The sequence below is a fragment of the Kribbella antiqua genome (assembly GCF_004345665.1).
Lineage (GTDB): Bacteria > Actinomycetota > Actinomycetes > Propionibacteriales > Kribbellaceae > Kribbella > Kribbella antiqua.
In genome coordinates this window covers 47,380-68,311 of record NZ_SLWR01000019.1, presented here as the reverse complement: position 1 = coordinate 68,311, position 20,932 = coordinate 47,380, and the positions used below count along the sequence as shown (strand labels likewise).

Below are 20,932 nucleotides of genomic sequence, written 5' to 3'. Positions count from 1 at the left end.
TCTCAGGTACCCGATTCCTCCAGCGTCCTCACGCTCTGTGGGGCGACCGGGACGCTGATCGAGGACGGATCGCCCGCCGGCGAGCTGAAGGTCAGGGTGGTGCCGATGGCGCTGCGGCCGAGGTAGCGCGGGGCGACGGTATCGACCACCAGGACGAGGTGATGCCCGGCCGGCACCTCCCAGCTCGTCGCCTCCAGCCTTGCGTCGACCGGCACGGCCTTGCCCGGGGTCGCGCCTCGCAACGTCAACGGCTTGTGCGAGATCAACGAGCCGACCCCGAGCGCGTCGACGTCGTACAGGTAAGCGAACAGCGAGGTGTCCTGACCCGATGGGGTGACCGTCAGATGGAGCTTCGGGGCGCCGTTGACGAGTGCTCCACTGGTGTAGACCGGGCCAGACCACACACCCGCGAACGACCTGTCCACCAACGGTGTCGCCACCCCGGTCGCGATCGACAGAAGCCCTTGCAGCGCACCGGAAACAAGCGCCACGCCACTGTCGGCAATTGTCGGGACACCGGCGCCGATCCCACTGGTCCACCCGGTCTGTTGGGTGCCCTGCATGCCGCCCGTGCGCGACAACCCGCTCGGCTTGCTCAGGTACGACGTACGCGGTTGACCGACGGCAGACCAGCTCGGATACCCGCGCCAGACACCGCGTTGGGACTTCAACTGGACCGGGGCTTCGCGGTCAGCGCCGTTGTCTACGCCGGTCAGGTAGTGACGCAGCCACCCCGCGAGCTCCTCCCAAGTCTCATTCGGCAGCCCGATCGCACCAGAAGCCTCCGGCGTCGAATGGTCGCCATGCGCCAGCAGCAGCCGCTTCGGGCCAGTCAGCTTGGTGAAGAAGTCCGTGTACTGCGACGGCGGAAAGATCGAGTCCTCAAAAGCATTGGCCAGGAAGACCGCCGGATTGTTGACATTGATCTTGTCGACCACAGTCGCCGCCGAGCGCACCGGCGACAACTCCTTCGCCTGCGCGATCGCACCGTCGTAGTCGCCGGTGAGGAACTTCGTCTGCAACGACGCCAGCTCCGGACCGGGCCGCCCAGTGACGTTGCCGAGAGCAAGCAAACCGGCGACGGACTGGAGTACCACCGTCTCGTTCGGGTTGAGCGAGGCAATCAAATCCGCCCAGCCGCTGAGTGCCCCGACCGCCTTGATCCGTGGGTCTTGCGCACTCGCGAGCAGCGAAGTGCCGGCGCCGTACGAGATCCCGACCGCGGCGACCTTTCTGGTATCTGCCGGCGTGTGCTGATCGGCCCAGTCGATCACTTTGGTGACATCGGCAACGGTCGGCGGGCCGGCGATGTCGATCCCGCCGCCGGAGTCCCAGAAGCCGCGGCTCGAGTACGAGATGACCTGGAACCCGGCCGTGGCCAGCTTCGCGCCCTGACCGACGTACTCGGCGTTCGGCAAGCCCCAGCTCGACGGCATCACCACCAGCGGGAACGGCCCGTCGCCCTGCCCGGTCGGCGTCAGCACGACCGCGCCGATCTCGATCCCGCCAGCGCCGGGGATCCGCTGGTACGACGTACTGAAACCGGCCTGATCCGCGTCGGCCCGCGAGCCCAGCGTGATAAGGGTCAAAGCAACAGCAAGGGCGGCGGCGATTTTGCGCACTGGGGCGACCTCCAGCTCGGAATTACCGGAGGGTAACCACAAATCTACCGCTGTGTCACTATCTCGGCACGGTGAGTGCTGGATTCACTCCGGTGGCCTCGACGGACCAGTCCCAGAGCTGCTTGGCGAGCTCGGGGCCCTGGGCGGTGCGGGTCGGCAGTACGATCGCCGGCGCCCCGCGGTACTCGAAGAATCCTGGACCGACGTACGAACCCGGCCGGAGGTCCGGGTAGGTCGCGGCGTACAGGCTCGGCCACGCCCCCGCCGCCGCAGACTGCGCGACAAGCTTGGTGGCGCCCGCCCATAGCCTGGCCTGCCGGTTTCGGCCGGCAAGCTCCAGACCGGCCGCCTGCAGATGAGTGGCGGCGTACCCAGGATGTGCGCCGACGCTGAGCAGGTTGGCGCCCGCGGTCCGCGCTCGGCGGTCGAGCTCGAGCATGAAGAGGACGTTGGCGAGCTTGGACTTCCCGTACGCGACCCACTTCGAGTACCCCTGCGCCGGCCGCCGGAAGTCCGTTGCCTGAAGCCCCCGAACGGTCTTGTGCATAAAGGAACTGACGGTCACGACGCGCGGAGCCGGTGCCTTGAGCAACAATGGCAGCAACCGCCCGGTGAGCGCGAAATGCCCGAGATGGTTGGTCCCGAGCTGCAGCTCGAACCCATCCGCGGTCTGCCGGTACGGCGTCGCCATCACGCCGGCGTTGTTCACCAGCAGATCGAGCTTGTCGTAGCTCTTGACCACCTGATCTGCGGCCTTCTCGACACTCGTCAGATCCGCGAGATCGAGCTCGACGACCGTGGGCGTGCGACCGGAGGACGTGCTCAGGCTGGCCGCTGCTTCGGCCGCCTTTGCCGGATTGCGCGCCGCGATCAGCACGTCGGCGCCGTGTCTGAGCAACTCGAGCGCCGTCTCGTAGCCGAGTCCGCTGGTGGCGCCGGTGACGAGTGCGCGACGTCCGGTCAGGTCGGGGATGTCCGCCGTACTCCAGGTCATGCGCCCACAGTAGCCGTGGGCGCACACCCTGGTGTCGGTCAGAGGATCTTGCGGGCCTGGAAGGCCTCGGTGACCTTCGCGGCCGTGGCCTTTCCGTAGAGCAGGCGGGCCGCCTGGACGGTGACGCGGGCGGCGTCGGCGAACGAGGTGTCCGGCGCGTAGAAGAACGTGCCTTCCAGGATCACCTTGTTGGCCTTCGTCCGGCCGAGCGCCTTGTGGATGTCCCACAGCGCGTTCGACCAGATCTCACCGTCGTCGTGCACCTCACCCACGACGTCGTCCGTCGTCTTGCCGGTGTCCGTCCGGCGCAGGCAGTGCGGCTCAGTGCTCGTGTACGACGTCGCGTCCCAGTCCATGACGCACGGCAGATCGAAGTTCCGGCTAACCGGGACCGACATCGTGACGGCCCAGTAGTCGCCGAAGCCCTCACCGATCGAGCCGGCTTCCAGCGATTCGCCGTACCCGGGAACGATGTCGTCCTGGATCGCGTGACCGTACTCGTGCCAGATCACCTCGGCGTCCTCGGCGTCGTCGACGCCGCCCTCGCCCATCGTGATGGTGTCCTTCGACGGGTCGTAGAACGAGTTGTCGCCGTTGTAGGTGTTGATCTCGAAGTCCTGCGACTCGTTGTTGACGTCGCTGAACCCGAGGCTGTGGATGTACTCCTGGGTCTGGTTGACCTGGTAATACGCCATCACCTGCTCGAACCGGTCGTCGTCGCGGTAGTACAGGAACCGGTTGTCGGCACTCTGCGCGAGCCCGCCCTTCGCCTTCGCGATGTTGACGTAGCTCCCCTCGAGCTTCCCGTTGCCGGCCAGGTTGCGCAGGATCACGCTCTTGTGCGCCGGGAACAGCTCGTCGGTGTTCGCGTCGTCCTGATCGGTCAGCGACTCGTCCCGCTCGCTCACCACCGGGTTCGGGTCGAACACGATGCCGCGGCCATCGGCGTTGTCGCTGATCACCTTCGACTCGACCACGGTGCCGGTCTTGGCGTCGACCAGCGAACGGCTGACGCCTTCGGTCGACCTGCTGGTGACATTCCAGACCAGCCTGGCGTTCGGTCCGCCGATAACGGCGAGCTGCTGGGTTGTGGACGTGGCAGCTGGCGTGCTGTTGAGGTTCTTGTTCGGCTCCGCGCTGCGGGCTCGCGCCCCGACCACTGCGTTGGCCGACTTGGCCGCCGTTGCCGACGGCACCTTCGCACTCACATCCAGATCAGCCGGTACGGCGTCCCGCCCGTCAGCGATCTGTACCGCGCCGGACTTGGTGACGTGCTTGGCGTAGTACCCGTTGACCACCGGCAGGCCCTTGAACGTCTGCTGGTACCAGTAGTGCTTGCCGAGCAGCGAAGTCTTCGTCTTGATGAGCTTCAGGCCATCCGCCGGCTTCGCCTCCGGCGTTGCCCCCGCAGCACTGGTAACAGACAGCCCGAACGAGGCGGCGGCCAGTCCGGCGGTGACGAGCGCGATCACGCGTTTCGCCATCTTCCCTCCCAAGGTAGGCGTGTTGCGTAACGCAACAACTACGATCCGTCGAACCCTAGTTCTCCGGATGGCCTGCTGGGAAGCAGTGCGTTGCCTTGTTTCCCCCGTGCAAGGGTTGTCCTCTGCGTTTGCCCGGATCTGGTCAGGGCCTGCAGCTCTGGTCAGGGCCTGCAGCTCTGGTCAGGGCCTGCAGCTCTGGTCAGGGCCTGCAGCTCTGGTCAGGGCTGCAGCGGTTTGGCCGGGTACTCGCGCAGAACCAGAGACGTGGTGATCGGGCCAAGCCGGCCCACGGTGTCGACAACCTGCTCGAGCCGACCCGCATCGACCGTGTGCACATCGAGCACGAAGCAGTCCTCGCCGGTCAATCGATAGGTCGATGTCACCTCAGGCAGCGTCGCGAAGAGCTCGAGCGCTTCCGGGATCCGCGCGTGAGTCGTCCTCACCCGCACCACCGCATGAATGTTGAGCCCGATACGCGCCGGATCGACCACGGCCCGGTACCCGGTGATCACCCCAGACCGCTCCAGCCGCTGGATGCGCGCCGACACCGCAGGCTGCGACAGATTGACCTTTCGCCCGATGTCCGCCCCACTCAGCCGCCCATCGACCTGCAGGATCGCAAGGATCTCCCGGTCGATCGGATCCAATGAACTAGTCGTTGCCTCGGTCATCTGCCTTCGATTCATCAGCTGTCAGCATCTAGCCACGATGGTCTGCTCCATCATGGCAGGGAGCGCAGCGATCTGCGCCCGTACTGACAAATGATCCCCAGGAGAGACCAAATGACCTTCGTGATCGTGCCCGGCCTCGACGGCTCGGACGAACACCACTGGCAATCCATCTGGCAAACCGCCTGGCTCCCCGACGCGATCCGCTTCGAACCAACCTCCTGGACTGCCCCCGACCTCGACGACTGGTGTCAAGCCATCACCACAGCCGTAGCCAAGGCCACCTCCCCCGTCACTTTCATCACCCACAGCCTCGGCTGCCACGCCCTGGCCCACTGGCTCACCACAACCGCCCCTCGCCCCACCTCGGTCCGCGGCGCCTTCCTGGTCGCCCCACCGGACCCAACTGCCCCCACCTTCCCAGCCGACCGCCTCCCCACCTTTACATCATTGCCCACGGCCCCCATCAACCTCCCCGCCGTATTGATTGCCAGCGACAACGACCCCTACTGCACAGTGAACGCAGCAGCGCGACTCGCAACCGCCTGGTCCATCCCCCTAATCACCACCGGCCCCCAGGGCCACATCAACTCCGCCAGCAACCTAAACACCTGGCCCCTAGGCCAATCCCTCCTAACCGCCTTCCTAGCCGGCCAATCCCTCAACATCCACCTTTAGCCGGCGCGGCCACCTCACCCCCATCGGGATCCACAAGCACAGGCACAGCCTCCCTAATCCGCAACTGCGTGGCACCCTCCTGAGTCATCGAGATCTGCCCGGTTTCACCAAGGGTGCTCTGCCACGTGATCTCCCACTGAGCAGTAGCCGTCACCGGGTACGCGCACTTCGGCAACTCGCGAGACGTCTCCTTGTACCGATGCCCACAATCAGGCGAATCCTTCACCCCCATGGACTTCTCGTACGGCGTACCGGCCCCCGCACACCGCACCGTCCTCCCATCCCCCATAGCCCAATCAACAGCCACCACCCGCCCAGTAGCCGTCACACCCAACCCCGGCACACTCGCACTCCGAGTAATCGGCCCCCAAGTGTTCTCCGTCTTCTCAACCCACAACCACACAGGCATATTGACAAGCCCAACCTGCCCAACCCCCGGAGCGCTCTTCACCACCGGCGGTGCCAACTGCATCTGCGCTAAAGCTCGGTAGGCCAGGGTCACGGGGTCGATCACCACGGTGTCCGGTTCCCCAGGCAACCAGACCCATTGGGTCACCAGATGCTCGCCCTCGTCGTATCCCTGCTGACGGACACATGCCCAGATACTCCCATCGGTGTGGCCTTCCCACCGTGGATCGCTGAAAGGCGGCTGGGGCTCCTCGCGCCTCATGTAACACTGATGGCTGTTGGACCAGTTACCCAGAGCTGCGTCCGTACAGGCCTGTGCCGCACCTTTGAACTGGCATGTGCGCTTCTTCTTGGATTTCGGATCCTGGCCTTCTGACGCAGGATCTTCCTCGACCGGGATACCAGCACTGAGCGCCAAGGTGTAGGTGCTCGAGATCGGGTCCCAGACCCATTCGTAGCCAGGTGGTGGTGTCGGCAGCGCCAACGACAGGGCAGGGAAAAGGCCAGCGGCAGAGAAGGCGAGGATCAAGGTCAGAAGGTGGCGCCGGACCGGCCTCAGCATGTTCCGGTCGCCTTCTCCTCGACCAGGAACCACCTCTTGGATCCGGTCTTCGCAGTCGCATAGACGAGGCGAACGCTCATCGTGTGCCGAGCACCGTCTTTGGTGGTGACGACTGGCACCGGTTTACCAGTCGCGCGATAGCGCATCATCACTCCGGCGCCGTCGATGCAACTCTTGAGAACCACCAAGGGCTGCTCCGCCGCGAGGTCCACAGAGGTTGTGGACGCGGAGACGATCTTGGCGTTTCCGCTCTGATAAAGCCCCCGGTCACGCAGGAAGACGATGCGCTCGACGATTGATGTCAGCCAGGCGCCGCCATTCCCGGCCGCTTCCAACTGGTCGCGACTTGCGGTACGCGGATCGTGGAGCGCGACGCCAGCGGCGGTACGCGCCGCCGCGTATTGCGCCTTGGCGGCCGTGATCGCTGCCTGTTCCTCGGGTGTCCAGGTGGGAGTAGCGGCGGGGGTGCTGAGCGTGGGAGTCGGAGTTCGACTGGAGGCGGTAACGGTGGAATTTGGCCGGCCGGCTTCTGGGGAGCCGTTGCAGGCGGTTAGCGCTAGGGCGGCGCAGAGCGTGGCAACGGTCAGGGTGAGCGGTCGGCGGATCATGCGGTACGGCTCCGATCGTGAGTGCGGTCGGTGTAAGGGTGTCATACGGAGGGTGTTCACCGACGGCCGTTTTCCACAGCCTGCAGGAACCTGCAGCGCCTGGAACTGACGGCGGTCATCGACGGAGCGCCCCTGGCACTTGCCCGGCCCGACAACAGCCACGTACTCAACATCGCGTCGATGGCCCAGGAAGATCCGCTCCTGGTTACGGCCGGTTGCAACGCGCCGAAGCACGCCACAGACAGTCGCACCGCGCTGCACCATCGCGGAGTGTCTCGGGTGGAGTTCATCCGGCCACTAATGGCCACGCGAACGCAGCTGCCCGCTCTCGCGCAGCCGCGGATTGCTCGGCTGCGAACAGGAATGTCAGCAGCTGGCTTTGGCTGGAGCGGCAGCCTCGGGGGCGTTGGGATCGACCAGTACCGGAATCGCCTCGGCGATCCTCAGCTGGATCGTGGCCTGCTGCGTCATCGAGATCTGCCCAGTTTCGCCGAGGGTGCTCTGCCACGTGATGTCCCACTGAGCAGTAGCCGTCACCGGGTACGCGCACTTCGGCAACTCGCGAGACGTCTCCTTGTACCGATGCCCACAATCAGGCGAATCCTTCACCCCCATGGACTTCTCGTACGGCGTCCCAGCCCCCGCACACCGCACCGTCCTCCCATCCCCCATAGCCCAATCAACAGCCACCACCCGCCCAGTAGCCGTCACACCCAACCCCGGCACACTCGCACTCCGAGTAATCGGCCCCCAAGTGTTCTCCGTCTTCTCAACCCACAACCACACAGGCATATTGACGAGCCCAACCTGCCCAACCCCCGGCGCTGTCCGAACCATCGGCGGCGCCAACTCCATCGCCGCAATCGCCTGATAAGCCAACGTCACTGGATCGACGACGACGGTGTCAGGCGCCCCAGGCAACCACACCCACCTCGTCACCAAATGCTCCCCCTCGTCATACCCCTGCTCCCGCACACAAGCCCAGACAGCCCCATCCGTGTGACCCTGCCACCGGGGGTCGCTGTAAGGAGGTTGTGGACTCAGGCTCTGCAGATAGCACTGCTGGCTGTTCGACCAGTTACCCAATGCCGAGGTACACGCCTGCGCAGCACCACCGAACTGACATGCCGGCGTGACCTTCTTGACGGGCTTCTTGCCGGGAGACGTCGTTGATGGCTGGCCGTTCTCGACGACTGAGCGGAGAACCCATAGACATTTGTGGTTGCTGTAGCAGACCAGGACGTAGTCTCCCTCGGGCTTCGGCGGCACCTTGTCATCCGCTGCCGCCGATCCAACCTGCGCAAACGCTGCAGCCATTGTGATCAGAATCGTCGCCAGGGCACGTGCGCCAGCCATCAACATGTGCCTGAACCTTCCTCCGCGACGAGGAACCACATCTTCTTGGTCTGACCAGCCGGCGGCGCGTAGACCAGAGCGGCTTGAGCCTTGTGTCGATCTCCGTTGTCCGGGCCCACGGGCACGGGCTTCCGATTCGCCTGGTAGCGGATGGAGGTCTTGGACGTATCGAGACACACGTTCAGACGAACCTCGGGTTGTGGCGCCTGCAGCTTCACCGAGGCAACGGACACGGACTCTATGACCACCCTGCCCTCCTGGTACCACCCATGGTCCTGGTTGAACTTCACATCACCCAGGACGTCAATGATCCAGGCACCGCCGTTTCCAGCCTGCGCAAGCTTGGCGCGAGTTGCCGTGGACGGGCTGTGCAGCGCCGCGTCGATGGCGGCACGAGCGATCTTGTACTGCGCTGTCGCAGCGGTAACGGAAGCCTGTTCCTCTGGGGTCCAGGCAGGAGTGGATGGAGCGGTTGGGGTGGGGGTTGGCGATGCAGAGGTTGGCGTCGGGTCGGGCCGGCCGGCTTCGGGGGAGCCGTTGCAGGCGGTTAGCGCTAGGGCGCCGCAGAGCGTGGCAACGGTCAGGGTGAGCGGTCGGCGGATCATGCGGTACGGCTCCGATCGTGAGTGCGGTCGGTGTAAGGGTGTCATACGGAGGGTGTTCGCCGACGGGTGTTTCCACAGGCTGCAGCAGCCTGCAACGCCCACCGAGTACGACGGTGCGGGCGGGCGGCCGACCTCTTTAGAGGCCGGCGGCGCGGTTGCGGGGATGAGTGGGGCTGTGGTGCGTCGGGCTCAAGCGGTGCCTGGCACTGCGACGAGACGAGGTGGTGCGTGCGACGGTCAGGCCGGCCAGGTCGAGTGGGCGGGAGGACGCCAACGGTTGCTGCCCGGCCCAAGCGTGTGCGATCGCCCTCTTCGCATCCAACTCTGCCTGCCGGGTCGCCTGGTTCCCGCCGGAATCCGCTGGTCGATCGCCGAAACGGTTCAAGCCCGGTTGGCGGTCAGCTGGATGGCGCTTCAGGCGGGCGCACACATGCGCGTAGATGTTGTTCGAGCCGCGCCGAGGCTTGATCGCGAGCAACTCCCGTCGCGGCCGCTCCCCCGGCGCTGCCGGACCGATCTCCCGGAACACCAGCCGATAGTCCGCCTTCCGTTCCGGATGCGACTGCACATAGTCCGTCACGCAGTCCCGCAGGTCCCCTTTCCCTGGTTCGTATCCGAGCGCATGGTGCCCGTCGGTAGTTCCCTCGCTGAGCTGCTCGAGCTGCCGCAGGAGCTGCCGTCGGAGGAACGCCTTAGTGGGGTCGCGGCGCGGGCATCTGCCGCCAAACGACGAAGATCGTCGACGAACTGGCTCGTGAGCAACAGCTCGTAGCCCCGATGGCCGCTCACGGGTTGTCGCCTTCACGGCGAATCTCCTCCAACTCCTGGACAGCCTCTGGTCCCATCAGCGCGGCGATCTCATCCAGATCGAAGGGTCGGCTGTCTGGGAGTGGTTCTGTTGCGTAGGTGCGGGCGGTTGGGTCGTCGATCACACCAGCCGGTGGTTCGTCGTCGCCTCGGAGGGAGCGGTATTGGGCGGTCGACATGACGACTGCCTCTGGTTCGCCGGCTTCGCCCCAGACCACTGGGTCGCCCTCACCTGTTCGGGCGGCGCCCACCACGGCGGCCAATCGTCTCGCCAGTTGGGCTGGCTCGAGGACGTCGTCGCCGACGGCGAACTTGGCTTCGCCGCCGAGGTCTTCGAACTCGTCGTACGTCAGCACCACCGCTTCAGGCACACCAGCGCCGAAGCTGAACGCACGCGTGCGCCTCGCGCGGAACCGCTCCAGGATGGCAGGCAGGTCGGCACGGACATCGTCTACGGAAGGCAATCCGGTCATGCCTTGAATCTATTGGTTTCCGGCCCACCGGGTCCGAAGTTATCCACAGGAGTGGCGGCTTCCGCTCGTACGACGTGCGACCCGTCGCCGGCTGCACGTCGTACGAATAGAGGACCGAAGTTGGCCGCTTCCCTGCCTAGCGTTGAACTCATGAGCACGAGAGGATCAGCCATGTCGAAGTTGAGTCTGCAGGCCCAGAACCGCGCCACGCTCCAGCGGCAGTGGCTGATCGAGCGCCATGACGCGACCGCGCTGGAGACGATCGAACATCTCGTCGGCATGCAAGCCCAGTCCCCGCTCGCGCCGTACGTCGGCCTGTGGACACGCCTCAACAACTTCGAACCGGGCGAGCTCGCGGGCCTCATCGAGGATCGCAAGGCGGTGCGCGGTTCGATGATGCGGGCAACGATCCACCTGATGTCGAGCCGCGATTTCCTCGCGTTCCGTCCGCTGATCCAGCCGATGCTCGAGCGTGAGGTCTTCCAGAACCAGACGTACGGGCGGCATCGCCTCGAAGGCATCGACATCGACGCCGTACTGAAGGCCGGCATCGAACGCATGACCGCCGGCCCGGCGACCGCCGTACACCTGCGTGAGCACCTCGCCCCGCTGTGGCCCGACCGCGATCCGGCCGCGCTGGCCCACGCCGTACGCTGCCTGCTACCCACCATCCAGACCCCACCGCGCGGCATCTGGGGCAAGGGCGGCAACCCGGCGATGTCGACCGCCGACCTCTGGCTCGGATCCGCCGTCGATCCCGCGCCGTCCGTCGACGATCTCGTACGGCGCTACCTGGCCGCGTACGGACCGGCCTCGGTAGCCGACGCCCAAACCTGGTCCGGCCTCACCCGGCTCGCCGAAGTCTTTGACCGCCTCGACCTCCGCACCTACACCGACGCCGACTCAGGCCGCACCCTCTACGACCTGCCCGGCATCACCCTCCCCGACGAAGACACCGAGGTCCCTACTCGCTTCCTCCCGGAATACGACAACCTCCTCCTCTCCCACGCCGACCGATCCCGCTGGATCGACACCGCCACCCGCCGGCAACTAACCCTTCAAGAGGTCCTGACCCGAGGCAGCACCCTCCACAACGGCCGCGCAGCCGCCCTCTGGAAACTAACCCGCCCCAACAAACAAACCGCCAGCCTGGAAATCGAGCCGATCACCAAGCTCACATCCCAAACCTGGCAATCCATCGAATCCGAAGCCCACAACCTGCTGACCTTCACCGCCCCAGAAGCAACCCACGACATTAAGCGCATCGCGGACTGAGCCAGATCGAATGTGCCTCCGCTCAGCAGGGGCGAGCCAACATCGGCGCTACTGACAAGGACCGCCGGCACTTAACGGGACGAATTCCGGAGCCGGTATTCCCCATGTTGCTCAACGCACTATGCCAGCGGCGCTAGTCCCTCGAGCGCGCGGACCCGGTCGCCGAGAGACGGAGTGCTCGACATCAACTGGGAGCGTCGGTTGGCCTCTCGGCCGAGCATGTTCTGATGCTGGACCTGCCACCCGTAGAGAACCTGCACGATGGTGGGTCCATAGCCCATTGCCGCGGCCCGACGATCGGCCTGCATGACCTCTCGACGACCGAGCCACGCGAGAATCGGCGGCGCGACAAACGGGGTGAGGAACAGGAGCGGCAACGTCAGACTGTCGTCGAATGTCAGTACCGCGAGCAGTATCCCCAGATATCCGAGCGTCAGGAAGCCAACGACCAGACATCCGACCGCAGGGACAGCCTTCATCAAGCGCACAAGTGCACGTACGCCGATGAGCGCGCACCGAGCAGGAATCGAGTACCAGAAGCTCAGCAGACTGAGCCACGTACGTCCGCCCAGGTGATGACTGAGGTCGTGTGCCAGCACGCCCTCCAAATGCGCCGCCGGCAGGTTGTACAACGACCATGTCGTCACGGCGACGACGTGACCGGGGGTCGGCGTCGCGTTGGCATCTTCCGACTCCTGAATCCACACGGAATATTTGCCGGCCTCCACCCCAGCACGGCTCGACAACTGCGGCCAGACCGAAGCTATGCGTTGATCTTCGACCAGAGTCGGCTTCCGGAGACGGAACAGGTAACGAGCAATCCAATCCTCGACCGGATGGATGAAGACAACTGCTCCGGACAAAATCCAGACCAGTACGAGGATCCACCCGTAACCGAAGCCGATGATTCCGGCTATCCAGGAGACGGTGACGAAGCTCCAGAAGAACCACGGGATCGCAGTGAGGAGAGTTGTGGCTGCCGAGACCTCCACACGACCGCCGGTCGTCCTGGGACCGCCCCGTCCATCCGATATGCCGGACGCGCCCGGTGGCAACTGGCCCCACTGTGGAGACGGCGGCATCTTTCGATGGGGATCGGGATTTGGTGGATCGGTTGGATGCCATGGTCCGTTTGTCCAGGCACCGTTTTGGTCGTTCGGATTACCTGGGCTGGTCATTGAGCACTCACTTCCTGCGTTACCTCAGCCACACGCGGCACACTACGGAGACATCGATCATCAGTACAGGGACACGTGGACGTGGTCGTAGTGGCCGCCGGTGGCGTCGGTGGGGTTGTAGACGCCGCCGCCGTTGTAGGGGATCCAGGTGCCTCGGCGGGCGGACCAGATTTTGCCGTACCAGATGACGTAATGTACGCCGGTCTGGCCTGCTGTCTTGATGGCCCAATTGGCGATCTGGTCGCCCCGGGCGCGGGCTGCGGATGATCGGCGGGCATCGGTGCCGACCATTACGTCGCAGGCCTTGCCCCGGGGGTGGTCGCTGGTCGGGTTCCAGAGGTGGGCGTCCCAGCAGGTCATACTCAGGGTTCCCAGGTTCTTGCGGGCCTCGGCGACCCAGGCCGCCGTACGTGGGGTGACCAGGCCGCCCGTTCCGGTCGGGTCCGTGACGGTTTGCTGCTGCTCGGGCCATACACCGTTCACCGGTTGGCCGGAGATCAGTCCCTGGCCGCCGCAGTCGTCGTCCTGGTCGACGCCTTCGGTGACGGTTCCGGTCGACGGCGGGTTCGCGCGACCGGCGTACGGGTTGCCGGGTCGGTTCAGGTCGATACCGGCCTCAGCGGCGATCCGCCTCGCCTCTTGTTCACGCAGTGCGTAGCGCTCGGGGAATGCGGACACCTGAACGGCCTGCGCGGCGTCACCGAGCGCCATGGACGGCCAACCGTCGATGTCGACCAGACCGGGCGGGCTCGGCCCATCGGCTCCGCCGAAGAAGGCCTTGGTCGCGTACACCGGCCCGTCGGGCTCCTTCGTGATCTGGTCAGCTGTTTCGGCCCATCCCGCCGTGGGCCGCTGTTGGAAGAGCCCGACCGAGTCGGCGTCGCCGTAGGTCAGGTTCTGCAGATCGGACTCCACCAGCGCGGTCATCAGTGCGATGAGCGTCGCTCGACCAGGCAGGCCCCGTTCGATGGCGACCTGGTCGATCAGCTTGGCGAAGTAGAGCTGGGTGGCCCGCAGCGCTCCCGAGGGATTGGGGTTGTCGGCTTGACCTGGCCCCAGCGGAAGGCAGGCCGCTTGAGGCTGGCTGGTACCTCCAAAAGGAGCCAGCATCAGCAAACTGGCGACGCCGACCACTGCCAAGGCGGCCGCGGCCTTGAAGAACACGCCCCGGCTCGCGACCGACAGGACGCCCCGACCGAGATCACGCTCGTCGAACATCGCGATCCCCCACTGAACTGGTCATGGTCCGGTACCGCCGGACACCTCACTGATGACCCATTGGTTGTCCTGATTCACCAGCGTGACGAGCAGGGGTACGTCGAATCGCTGGGCGTGCTTGCCGGTCACGTCGATCGTCACCTTGACGAACCTCGTGATCCGCTCCGGGGTGTCGACCGGGGCGTCGGCATTGACGGGTGGAGTACTGACCGGCGCCGCGATGACCGTGGACTTGCCGCCATCCTTCTTGAGTGCGTCGTACGTCGGATCGCCCGCTGAACTGAAGCTCGATGCGACTTCCGGCGTCATGTACTTCGCACACTTCGCCACGAGCGTCGCATAGGTCTCGGCGGCTGGGTCACGAGTGTAGAAAGCGCGTGCCCAGGCACCGACAACGTCAGTTGCCAGCGCGGTCGACTCGGCAGACGGCCTCTCGGTCACGGGCGGAGGAGGCGTCAAGGTAGGAGTGGCGACGGGCGTCGTCTCACCTGCCGGCTGACTGTTCGAGGGCGCGGTCGGCAGCACGACCGATCGGCCGGGAGTGAGAAGGCCGATCGGGGCACCGTCGTCCGAGTTCTTACCACCGAGCAACCGTGGCAGACCGCCGCCCAAACCAAGGATGATGATCGCCAGCACGACGACCAGGGCAACGATGACCGCCGGGCTGGTCGGCTCGGCCTGCCGCTGGCTACGCAACCAGGCCATGCGCTGCGCATGGTCATCGCGCCGCCAGCTCTTCTTTGCCCGACGCCGCTCGCGACCGCTGAGGTTGTCGATTTCCTCCGGATAGTCGTAATCCGCGCTCATCAGCGAACGCCAGCCGTCCGGAGCACCGGGACGCGGTCGTCCATCGGTGCCGTCGTATGCGGAGTCGACCCGCTCGCTGTCGGGACCGCGATGACGCGCTGCGCGGGCGCCCTCCCGGCGGTTCTCAGTCGCTCGGTGCCTTCGTGCCATCCGCTATCACCTGCGCGTCGGCACGTGTACGGTCACGCCGTCCTTCGTGAACGCGGAGTACTCGCGGAACCGTCGCGCCTGCGGCGCAGGCGACTTGCGCCGCGCGCGCTGACCCTTCGGCGGACCCTCGCGAAGGCTGGCCGAATGCGTATGCACCACCCTCGGCTCGTACCGCACCTCGTTCACCGACGACGGTGCCGGCGCCGGGCGCCGGGAATGCCGGGCCTTCTGCCTCTCCACCGAGGCACTTCGCGAACCTCCCGAGCCTCCGCCAGGCGCGACATTGGCGGCTGTGACAGAGATCGTCCGGCGTCCCTCAGCCTTCGACTGGGCGCGAGCACGTGCGAGGTTGACCGCAGAGGTACTACGAGGCCCACCGACACCAGCCGCCCGAACCCCCTCACCAGCAGCATGCTGCCCACCGGGCCCCGCTCCAGTTGGCGATCCGGCTCCCTCAGCCCGCCGCCGCTCGGCGCCAGTGGTCAGCTCGTACGGCGTGGATCCCGCAGACGCCCTGCCCAAGGACCCAACTGCAGGCGCCTGCCGATACACCCGCACCGACGAGACGTGCTGCGGACTGGAGTCCGGAACCAGGCTCCCCTTCTTGCGTTCGGTAAGTGCCGGCGCGGCGCTTCGGCTGCCGAGTGCGCCGATCATTCGCCTGGCTACCCCGAGAGCACCTCGACGAGCCAAGCCGCCTAGCAAAATGCTGCCGGAACCAGGTCGCATCATCGAGGTCAGATTGTCCAGCAGCCTGCGCAGTCTGAAGCCGGCGATCAATACGGCAATAGCGAGTCCGGACACCGGAAGCCAACCAAGAACTCCGGTCAGGCTGAAAACGGCAGTGACGAGGGTGAGGGCGGTACCAAATACCAGCATCGCAAGGAACGACTGCAGCACTAGACCGACCAAAGCCTCGAACCAGTTGAGTCCCCACTGCCTCGTCCGCCCCGGGATGATCCACAGACAGGCAAAGAACACCCCAACAACAAGGAGCAACAAGCAGCCCACAAAGGCCATCAAAGCGGTGAAGGCCAGCGAGATGTTGAGAAACGCAAACAATGTTGCCGCGATGGCGGCCAACATAACCACGGCGATGCGGCCGAATGCATTGTCACCCTTCGCCCACTTGACCGTGGGGGCGTCACCGCCGCCCTCTGCCGGAGCAACGACGGAGTCAATGTACTTTTGCCTCGCGTCCGCGTCCGTCCCGGCGTCGAGCATTCCCTTGCCGTACCGCCCGCACGCTTGGAGTGACCCGAACTCAGCAATGCACCACGGCGTAACGGCGAATCCTCGCCAACTTGCATCGGCGGACTTCCTCAGCAAGGTATCCCTCGCGGTCCCAGTGAAGCCGGGCTCCGGCCACGCAATGGGACTCTGCATCGTTGGCCCCATAGCGTCGGCTGACGCCGTCATGATTGCACCCGCGCCCATCTGACGGGCACCGTCGACTCCACGCAACCAAGTAGCCGGGGCAACAGCGAAGCTGATGCTGAGGACGCCGGCAACGAAAACCCAAGCGAGCTGTCCCAATGCGCTGCCGGTGGTCTTGCGTTGCGTGTACGCCGCGACCGCGCCAAAGGCCAGCGCTGACGGCAGCAGCCAGCCAACCAACTGCGTGCTAGTTGCACCGATAGATGCCGAGGTCGCGTCGGTGAGCGGCTTAACGTCTGTGAACGAGAAGAGCCACCAGCCCACTGATATGGCACCGCGCGTGATGGCGACGATGTACATCATCACGATATGTGCGTAGCCGTTGAACACGGCTTCCATCGGATCGCGAATGCTTCTCTCGAAGTCCAGACCGTAGACCATCGGGCTGTACTGCTCGAAGAGGGTTCTGGTGTCGCCGTGGGTCAGGTCTGGGGTTGGGAGGAGGTCGCCGAAGCCCGTTGGGTTGGTTGGGCCTTGGTTGGGGTCGGCGGCGAGGGCTAGTTGGGCGGTGAGGATGAAGGAGACGCAGAGGACGGTGGTCGCCGTGCGGAGACGGCGGGACCAGGTCATGCGACGTGCTCCTTGTTGGGGGAGCCGTTGGGGGCTGGGGGTGGTTGGGGGTCTTCGTAGCCGTTGTACATGGCTTCGTTGTAGGCGGCTTCGTCGGCTTCTTGGTCGTAGACCTCGTCGGGGCCGATCGGGGATTCGTAGCGGAGGGGGTGGTGGTGGTCCTGGCCGTTTTCGCGGTGGGCGCCTTCGCTTCGCTCGGCTCCGGTGGCATAGTCCGCGTAGCCGTTGTGCTGGGATACTGGCTCGGATGCGGATGGTGCCCGAGGGGGCGCCGGTGGCGTCTGAGTGGGCGCGTGTGCTGCCTGGGTCGGGGCAGGTGTCTGGGCCGGCGCCGGTGGTGCCTGGGGAGCCGGGTGGGCCTCGGAAGGCGGCCCAGGCTCGTAGGCCGACCTCGCCTCGTATGCCGCCCCTGCTTCGTAGGCCGCGCCGCCCTCGTAAGCCGCCCCAGGCTCGTGGGCCGCCCTTGCCTCGTGAGCCGCCCCAGGCTCGTAGGCCGCCCTTGCCTCGTAGGTCTCCGCCTCATGGGCGGCGACGGGGGACGGTTCGGCGGTGTGGGCTTCGGCTTGGGCTGTGGCGGTGGCGGCGGGGGTGGGGAGGTCTTCGTAGTCGTCGTCGGCGAAGGGGTCTTCTTCGTACGCCGGGAGGATGGGTTGGGTGGGTTCGGTGGCGGCGTGCTCGGATTCCGGGGTGGTGCGGAGGAGTTCGGCGACGCGCTCGCTGGGGATGTCGATCTGGACGGTGGCTACTTCGTCCCAGCGGTCGCGCATGATGCAGTGGCCGTGGCGGATGCTCTTGCCGTTGGCGGCGGTGTTGATGCCGCGGACCAGGGTCTGGTACGGCGGAGTCTGCGGCCGCCCAAGCAGCTCGAGCAACGAGTCGACCTGCTCGCGCGAGCGGAGGCTGAAGGCGAACAGAGTGGTGATCTGCTCGACCAGACCCGGGAGCTTCAGGATCGAAGCCGGGTCCTGCGTGTCCAGCACCAGCGAGGCGCCGAGGGCACGGCCGACACGGGCGATGTAGTCGAGGAAGGACGCGCCGTCGGGCGTCTTCGTCAGCAAATGGACCTCAGGCACGATGACGACCTTGGAGCGCCCGCGGAACTCGCGGCGGCCCGTCGTACGGACCATCCAGGCGAGGCAGCCGCGCAGGCAGGCCATTCCGACACGTTCGATCGGCGACCAGGACTCCGGCGCCGACTCGGGCGACGGCAAGGTCAGGCCCGGCATCTGCACGACCCACAACCCCGGGTTCGTGGTCAACGACGACAAGCCTGAAGGAGGACCTGCAACGACCGAACCAAGACCAGTCTCGACCAGGTCCCGCAGCGCGAATCCAACGGTCCGCACCGTCTCCGAGTCAGACGCACACAGCCGCTGGATGACACCCCACGACGAGGGATCAGGTGACTGGATCTCAGCTCGCGTCGCGGCGACGACAGGAGCCTCAGCCGCACCACGCAGATGCGGAGGCAGCAGCAACATCAGCTGCGAAGGCGCCTGCAGCAAAGCATCATCGACAGGCAGAACACGCAAGAGGTCTGCAGCACCAGAGAACTGAGCCGTGATCTCGATGACAGCAGTCGGTACGCCGTACTCCGCAGCAACCGCGGATACGCCGGCAGCGTCGCCCTTCAGGTCAAGCAAAGGAACCCAGGCACCGGCAAAGGCACTATCCAAACCACCGAGCATCGCGGCAGTCGTCTTGCCTCGACCGGACCGACCCAAGAACAACGTCGTAGTCGCGTCGCCAAGAGCAGAACCGGCTGCAGCGTCGAAGCGCACCAGACCAGGCGTGGACCCGGTCAGATACCCGATCGCAGGACCGGTCGCGTCACCGATGGACGCGCCGCCCCAGAACCAGGACCCGAAGAAAGCGGTCGACTCCCGCACATGCCCGAGGTCGGGAACCCGCAACTGGTCGCCTGGCAAGGATTCCAGCCAGAGGTCGCGCTGCTCGTCGGCGCCGACGGCGACGGTGATGCCGCGGTCGGCGTAGTGCGCGATGACGGCGTCGATGTACGTCTCCAGGTCCTCGCGGGTGTCCGCGCTGACCAGCAGGCGTGGGTGGTCCTCGACCAGGGTCAGACCGCTCCGGTTGATGTCGCGCTTGACCTCACGCATGATGCGTTCGGTCTCGACGATCTCGTCGGCGGTCTCCTCCGCGGTGCCCTTGGCGGCGGACCTTCGTTGTTCCTTGGCGCTCTTGCGGGTCTCGTCGACCAGGTGCCGGGCCGTCTTCTTGGTCAGCACCCGGAACCGGACGGACGCCTCGACGGTGACGTCGATCTCGTCGCCGTCGTCGTCGATCGCCTTGATCTCGGACAGCGTGCGCAGCCACTCCCCCGCGCCCGGCGTCTCGAGCTCTTCGGGGAAGTCGGTCATCGCGAGCACAGTCGTGTACGCCGCGATCTGCCCACGCGTGTCGTAGATGCGCAGGTGGTCGGTGTACGGAACCACCCGGCCGGACGTGAGCCGGGCCAGGGACGCACCGGTGATCAGGCCTCGGCGTGGAGCCGCGACAGCACCGCGGTGCATCTCGCGGCTGATCAGCCAGGAGATCACCTCGGCCGGCGCGGTGTGCGCCCGCCAGACGGTGGACCCGAGCTGCCGGGCCAGCTTGCGGACCCGCTCGTCGAGGTGGGCGAGCTCACGAGCGCTCACCCGCCAGGACGTCGTACCCAGGGCGTCACTGATGGAACCGCGGACCTGGGCCGTGGCGCGTGGGTCGCGGTCCGACAGATGTACGCCGAGAGCGACGTACCGCTCGGGCATCCGCATCTCGTCGATCCGGTCGGCCCGGGTCTGGGCCCAGGCGTCGTGGTCGCCGAGCCGGTAGTGGCCGGCCACGGAGTCGATGTAGTCCTGACCGGTCGAGCGGCCCCAGACCACCTTCAGGTGGCTGAGCCGGTCGCCGAGGATGGTCGCGGCGGCGCTCACCGCGGCGTCCAGGGCGGCGTCCTGCTCGGCCTCGGTCGCCAGGTCGGTGTTCGCCACCGAGATCAGGAACCACGCCTCGGCGCTGCGTTCGGTGACGAGCAGGCCATCGGCGATGGCAACAAGACGCGGGGGCGGCAGGCCGCGCTCGCGGCCGACGCCCACCAGGTTCAGGAGCTTGTCAGCGATCTTCATCCGTGCCCCTTCCTCTCCGATCGACCGAGCCCAGAAGACGACGTCCTGCGACTGACCCGCTGTACGTGGTCCGCCCCGAGCAGGCGGGCACGCTGGTTCACGGTGATGTCCGCGCCGGCGCGGACCCTCGGATCCAGCTCCACCACGACCTCGCGATCCCACTCCGGTGTCACTCTGGCCTTGGCCAGGTTGGCCACCTTCTGGGTCGCGACGCGCTCACGCCATGGCAAGTACTCCGTCTTGTCGGCGGCCCGCGCGCCGAGTCCGATGATCGGGCGGTGGGCGCGCAACGCGTAGCGGACGGCGAGCGCCCATTCGGTCACGCGGCGGCGGCGTTCGTGGAACTTACCGGGTCGCCAGCCGAACGCGGTGATCACGAACGGCGGGACGATGTACAGGCTGACGGTGGGCTTCTTGGGCACCCCGAGGAACGGGATGAGCAGAGCGACCCAGAGCACGATGATCACCGCACCGAAGATGATCATCCGGCGCCGGGCGCCTTCTCCGAGGTCGATGCCGAGCAGGTCGTACTGCCGGGTCTCGATCTCGAAGTGGTGGGTCAGGGTACGGCCGACGCGCATCAATTACCTCCGGACAGCAATCCCCAGAAGCCCTTGAGTACATTGATGGTCTGGTTGTTGGCGTAGATCAGCCCGCCCACCAGCACCCCGGCCGCGATGTGGCCGAACAGCTCGCCCCACTCGCGCTTGAAGTAGTGCCCGATGGCACGCAGGACGAGAATGGCGATGAAGATGTTCCCCGCGATGACCAGGACCCAGTCCTTGAAATCCGCGCCCGTCGGAACGTTGCTGTCGGCCATGGGCACGGCGAGCTGAACCACGCTCGCAGCCAGTTCGTGCGTCATCATTGCGGTGTCTCCCTTGTTGCCTCGGTCATCCGACGG

Annotated in this window: 18 protein-coding genes; 2 read left to right on the top strand and 16 right to left on the bottom strand. The window is 65.9% G+C overall.

Annotated elements, in window-relative coordinates:
- Positions 1 to 2: 2 nt before the first annotated feature.
- The 4 genes from EV646_RS37225 to EV646_RS37210 form a co-directional block, all read right to left on the bottom strand.
- The gene (locus EV646_RS37225) at positions 3 to 1,622 is read right to left on the bottom strand and encodes an alpha/beta fold hydrolase (protein WP_132157275.1); all 1,620 of its coding nucleotides are present in this window, start codon (positions 1,620 to 1,622) and stop codon (positions 3 to 5) included.
- Positions 1,623 to 1,680: 58 nt separating this feature from the next.
- Complete coding sequence (locus EV646_RS37220) at positions 1,681 to 2,616, bottom strand: oxidoreductase (RefSeq protein WP_132157273.1); 936 nt, start codon at positions 2,614 to 2,616, stop codon at positions 1,681 to 1,683.
- A gap of 38 nt (positions 2,617 to 2,654) precedes the next feature.
- Positions 2,655 to 4,100: a M4 family metallopeptidase gene (locus EV646_RS37215; protein ID WP_132157271.1), complete on the bottom strand. Its 1,446-nt coding sequence runs from the start codon at positions 4,098 to 4,100 to the stop codon at positions 2,655 to 2,657.
- Positions 4,101 to 4,318: 218 nt separating this feature from the next.
- On the bottom strand, positions 4,319 to 4,786 hold the full coding sequence (locus EV646_RS37210) for an Lrp/AsnC family transcriptional regulator (RefSeq protein ID WP_199237453.1): 468 nt from the start codon (positions 4,784 to 4,786) through the stop codon (positions 4,319 to 4,321).
- 96 nt (positions 4,787 to 4,882) lie between these two features.
- Here EV646_RS37210 and EV646_RS37205 point away from each other — a divergent pair, with 96 nt between their 5' ends.
- Positions 4,883 to 5,446 carry an RBBP9/YdeN family alpha/beta hydrolase gene (locus tag EV646_RS37205; RefSeq protein ID WP_132157269.1) on the top strand — a complete coding sequence of 188 codons (564 nt, stop codon included), beginning with the start codon at positions 4,883 to 4,885 and terminating at the stop codon, positions 5,444 to 5,446.
- A gap of 963 nt (positions 5,447 to 6,409) precedes the next feature.
- On the opposite strand, the gene EV646_RS37200 is transcribed toward EV646_RS37205, so the two are convergent.
- The 5 genes from EV646_RS37200 to EV646_RS37180 all read right to left on the bottom strand — a co-directional run bounded on the left by EV646_RS37200 (position 6,410) and on the right by EV646_RS37180 (position 10,265).
- Positions 6,410 to 7,024, bottom strand: coding sequence for a hypothetical protein (locus EV646_RS37200; RefSeq protein ID WP_132157267.1), 615 nt, complete (start codon positions 7,022 to 7,024; stop codon positions 6,410 to 6,412).
- A 366-nt stretch (positions 7,025 to 7,390) separates the two neighbouring features.
- On the bottom strand, positions 7,391 to 7,639 hold the full coding sequence (locus EV646_RS37195) for a hypothetical protein (RefSeq protein ID WP_132157265.1): 249 nt from the start codon (positions 7,637 to 7,639) through the stop codon (positions 7,391 to 7,393).
- Positions 7,640 to 8,379: 740 nt separating this feature from the next.
- The gene (locus EV646_RS37190) at positions 8,380 to 8,985 is read right to left on the bottom strand and encodes a hypothetical protein (RefSeq protein ID WP_132157263.1); all 606 of its coding nucleotides are present in this window, start codon (positions 8,983 to 8,985) and stop codon (positions 8,380 to 8,382) included.
- Between the two features lie 136 nt (positions 8,986 to 9,121).
- Positions 9,122 to 9,565, bottom strand: a complete 444-nt coding sequence (locus EV646_RS37185; RefSeq protein ID WP_132157261.1) for a hypothetical protein — start codon at positions 9,563 to 9,565, stop codon at positions 9,122 to 9,124.
- Positions 9,566 to 9,770: 205 nt separating this feature from the next.
- Complete coding sequence (locus tag EV646_RS37180; protein WP_132157259.1) at positions 9,771 to 10,265, bottom strand: hypothetical protein; 495 nt, start codon at positions 10,263 to 10,265, stop codon at positions 9,771 to 9,773.
- A gap of 171 nt (positions 10,266 to 10,436) precedes the next feature.
- Here EV646_RS37180 and EV646_RS37175 point away from each other — a divergent pair, with 171 nt between their 5' ends.
- Positions 10,437 to 11,540, top strand: a complete 1,104-nt coding sequence (locus EV646_RS37175) for a winged helix DNA-binding domain-containing protein (protein ID WP_132157257.1) — start codon at positions 10,437 to 10,439, stop codon at positions 11,538 to 11,540.
- Positions 11,541 to 11,659: 119 nt separating this feature from the next.
- Here the strand turns inward: EV646_RS37175 and EV646_RS37170 are convergent, their stop codons facing one another.
- The 7 genes from EV646_RS37170 to EV646_RS37140 all read right to left on the bottom strand — a co-directional run bounded on the left by EV646_RS37170 (position 11,660) and on the right by EV646_RS37140 (position 20,896).
- Positions 11,660 to 12,532, bottom strand: coding sequence for a M48 family metalloprotease (locus EV646_RS37170; protein ID WP_158291119.1), 873 nt, complete (start codon positions 12,530 to 12,532; stop codon positions 11,660 to 11,662).
- A gap of 246 nt (positions 12,533 to 12,778) precedes the next feature.
- On the bottom strand, positions 12,779 to 13,936 hold the full coding sequence (locus tag EV646_RS37165) for a VldE C-terminal domain-containing protein (protein WP_132157253.1): 1,158 nt from the start codon (positions 13,934 to 13,936) through the stop codon (positions 12,779 to 12,781).
- A 21-nt stretch (positions 13,937 to 13,957) separates the two neighbouring features.
- Complete coding sequence (locus EV646_RS37160) at positions 13,958 to 14,743, bottom strand: hypothetical protein (RefSeq protein ID WP_132157251.1); 786 nt, start codon at positions 14,741 to 14,743, stop codon at positions 13,958 to 13,960.
- 156 nt (positions 14,744 to 14,899) lie between these two features.
- Complete coding sequence (locus EV646_RS37155; protein WP_132157249.1) at positions 14,900 to 16,900, bottom strand: TrbL/VirB6 family protein; 2,001 nt, start codon at positions 16,898 to 16,900, stop codon at positions 14,900 to 14,902.
- Positions 16,897 to 20,028 (bottom strand): ATP-binding protein, encoded by a 3,132-nt coding sequence (locus EV646_RS37150; protein ID WP_132157247.1) that lies wholly within the window; start codon positions 20,026 to 20,028, stop codon positions 16,897 to 16,899. The genes EV646_RS37155 and EV646_RS37150 overlap by 4 nt, the downstream gene beginning before the upstream one ends.
- On the bottom strand, positions 20,025 to 20,609 hold the full coding sequence (locus tag EV646_RS37145; protein WP_132157245.1) for a hypothetical protein: 585 nt from the start codon (positions 20,607 to 20,609) through the stop codon (positions 20,025 to 20,027). The genes EV646_RS37150 and EV646_RS37145 overlap by 4 nt, the downstream gene beginning before the upstream one ends.
- Positions 20,609 to 20,896, bottom strand: a complete 288-nt coding sequence (locus EV646_RS37140) for a hypothetical protein (protein ID WP_132157243.1) — start codon at positions 20,894 to 20,896, stop codon at positions 20,609 to 20,611. Before EV646_RS37140 ends, EV646_RS37145 begins: the two co-directional genes overlap by 1 nt.
- Positions 20,897 to 20,932 lie beyond the last annotated feature (36 nt).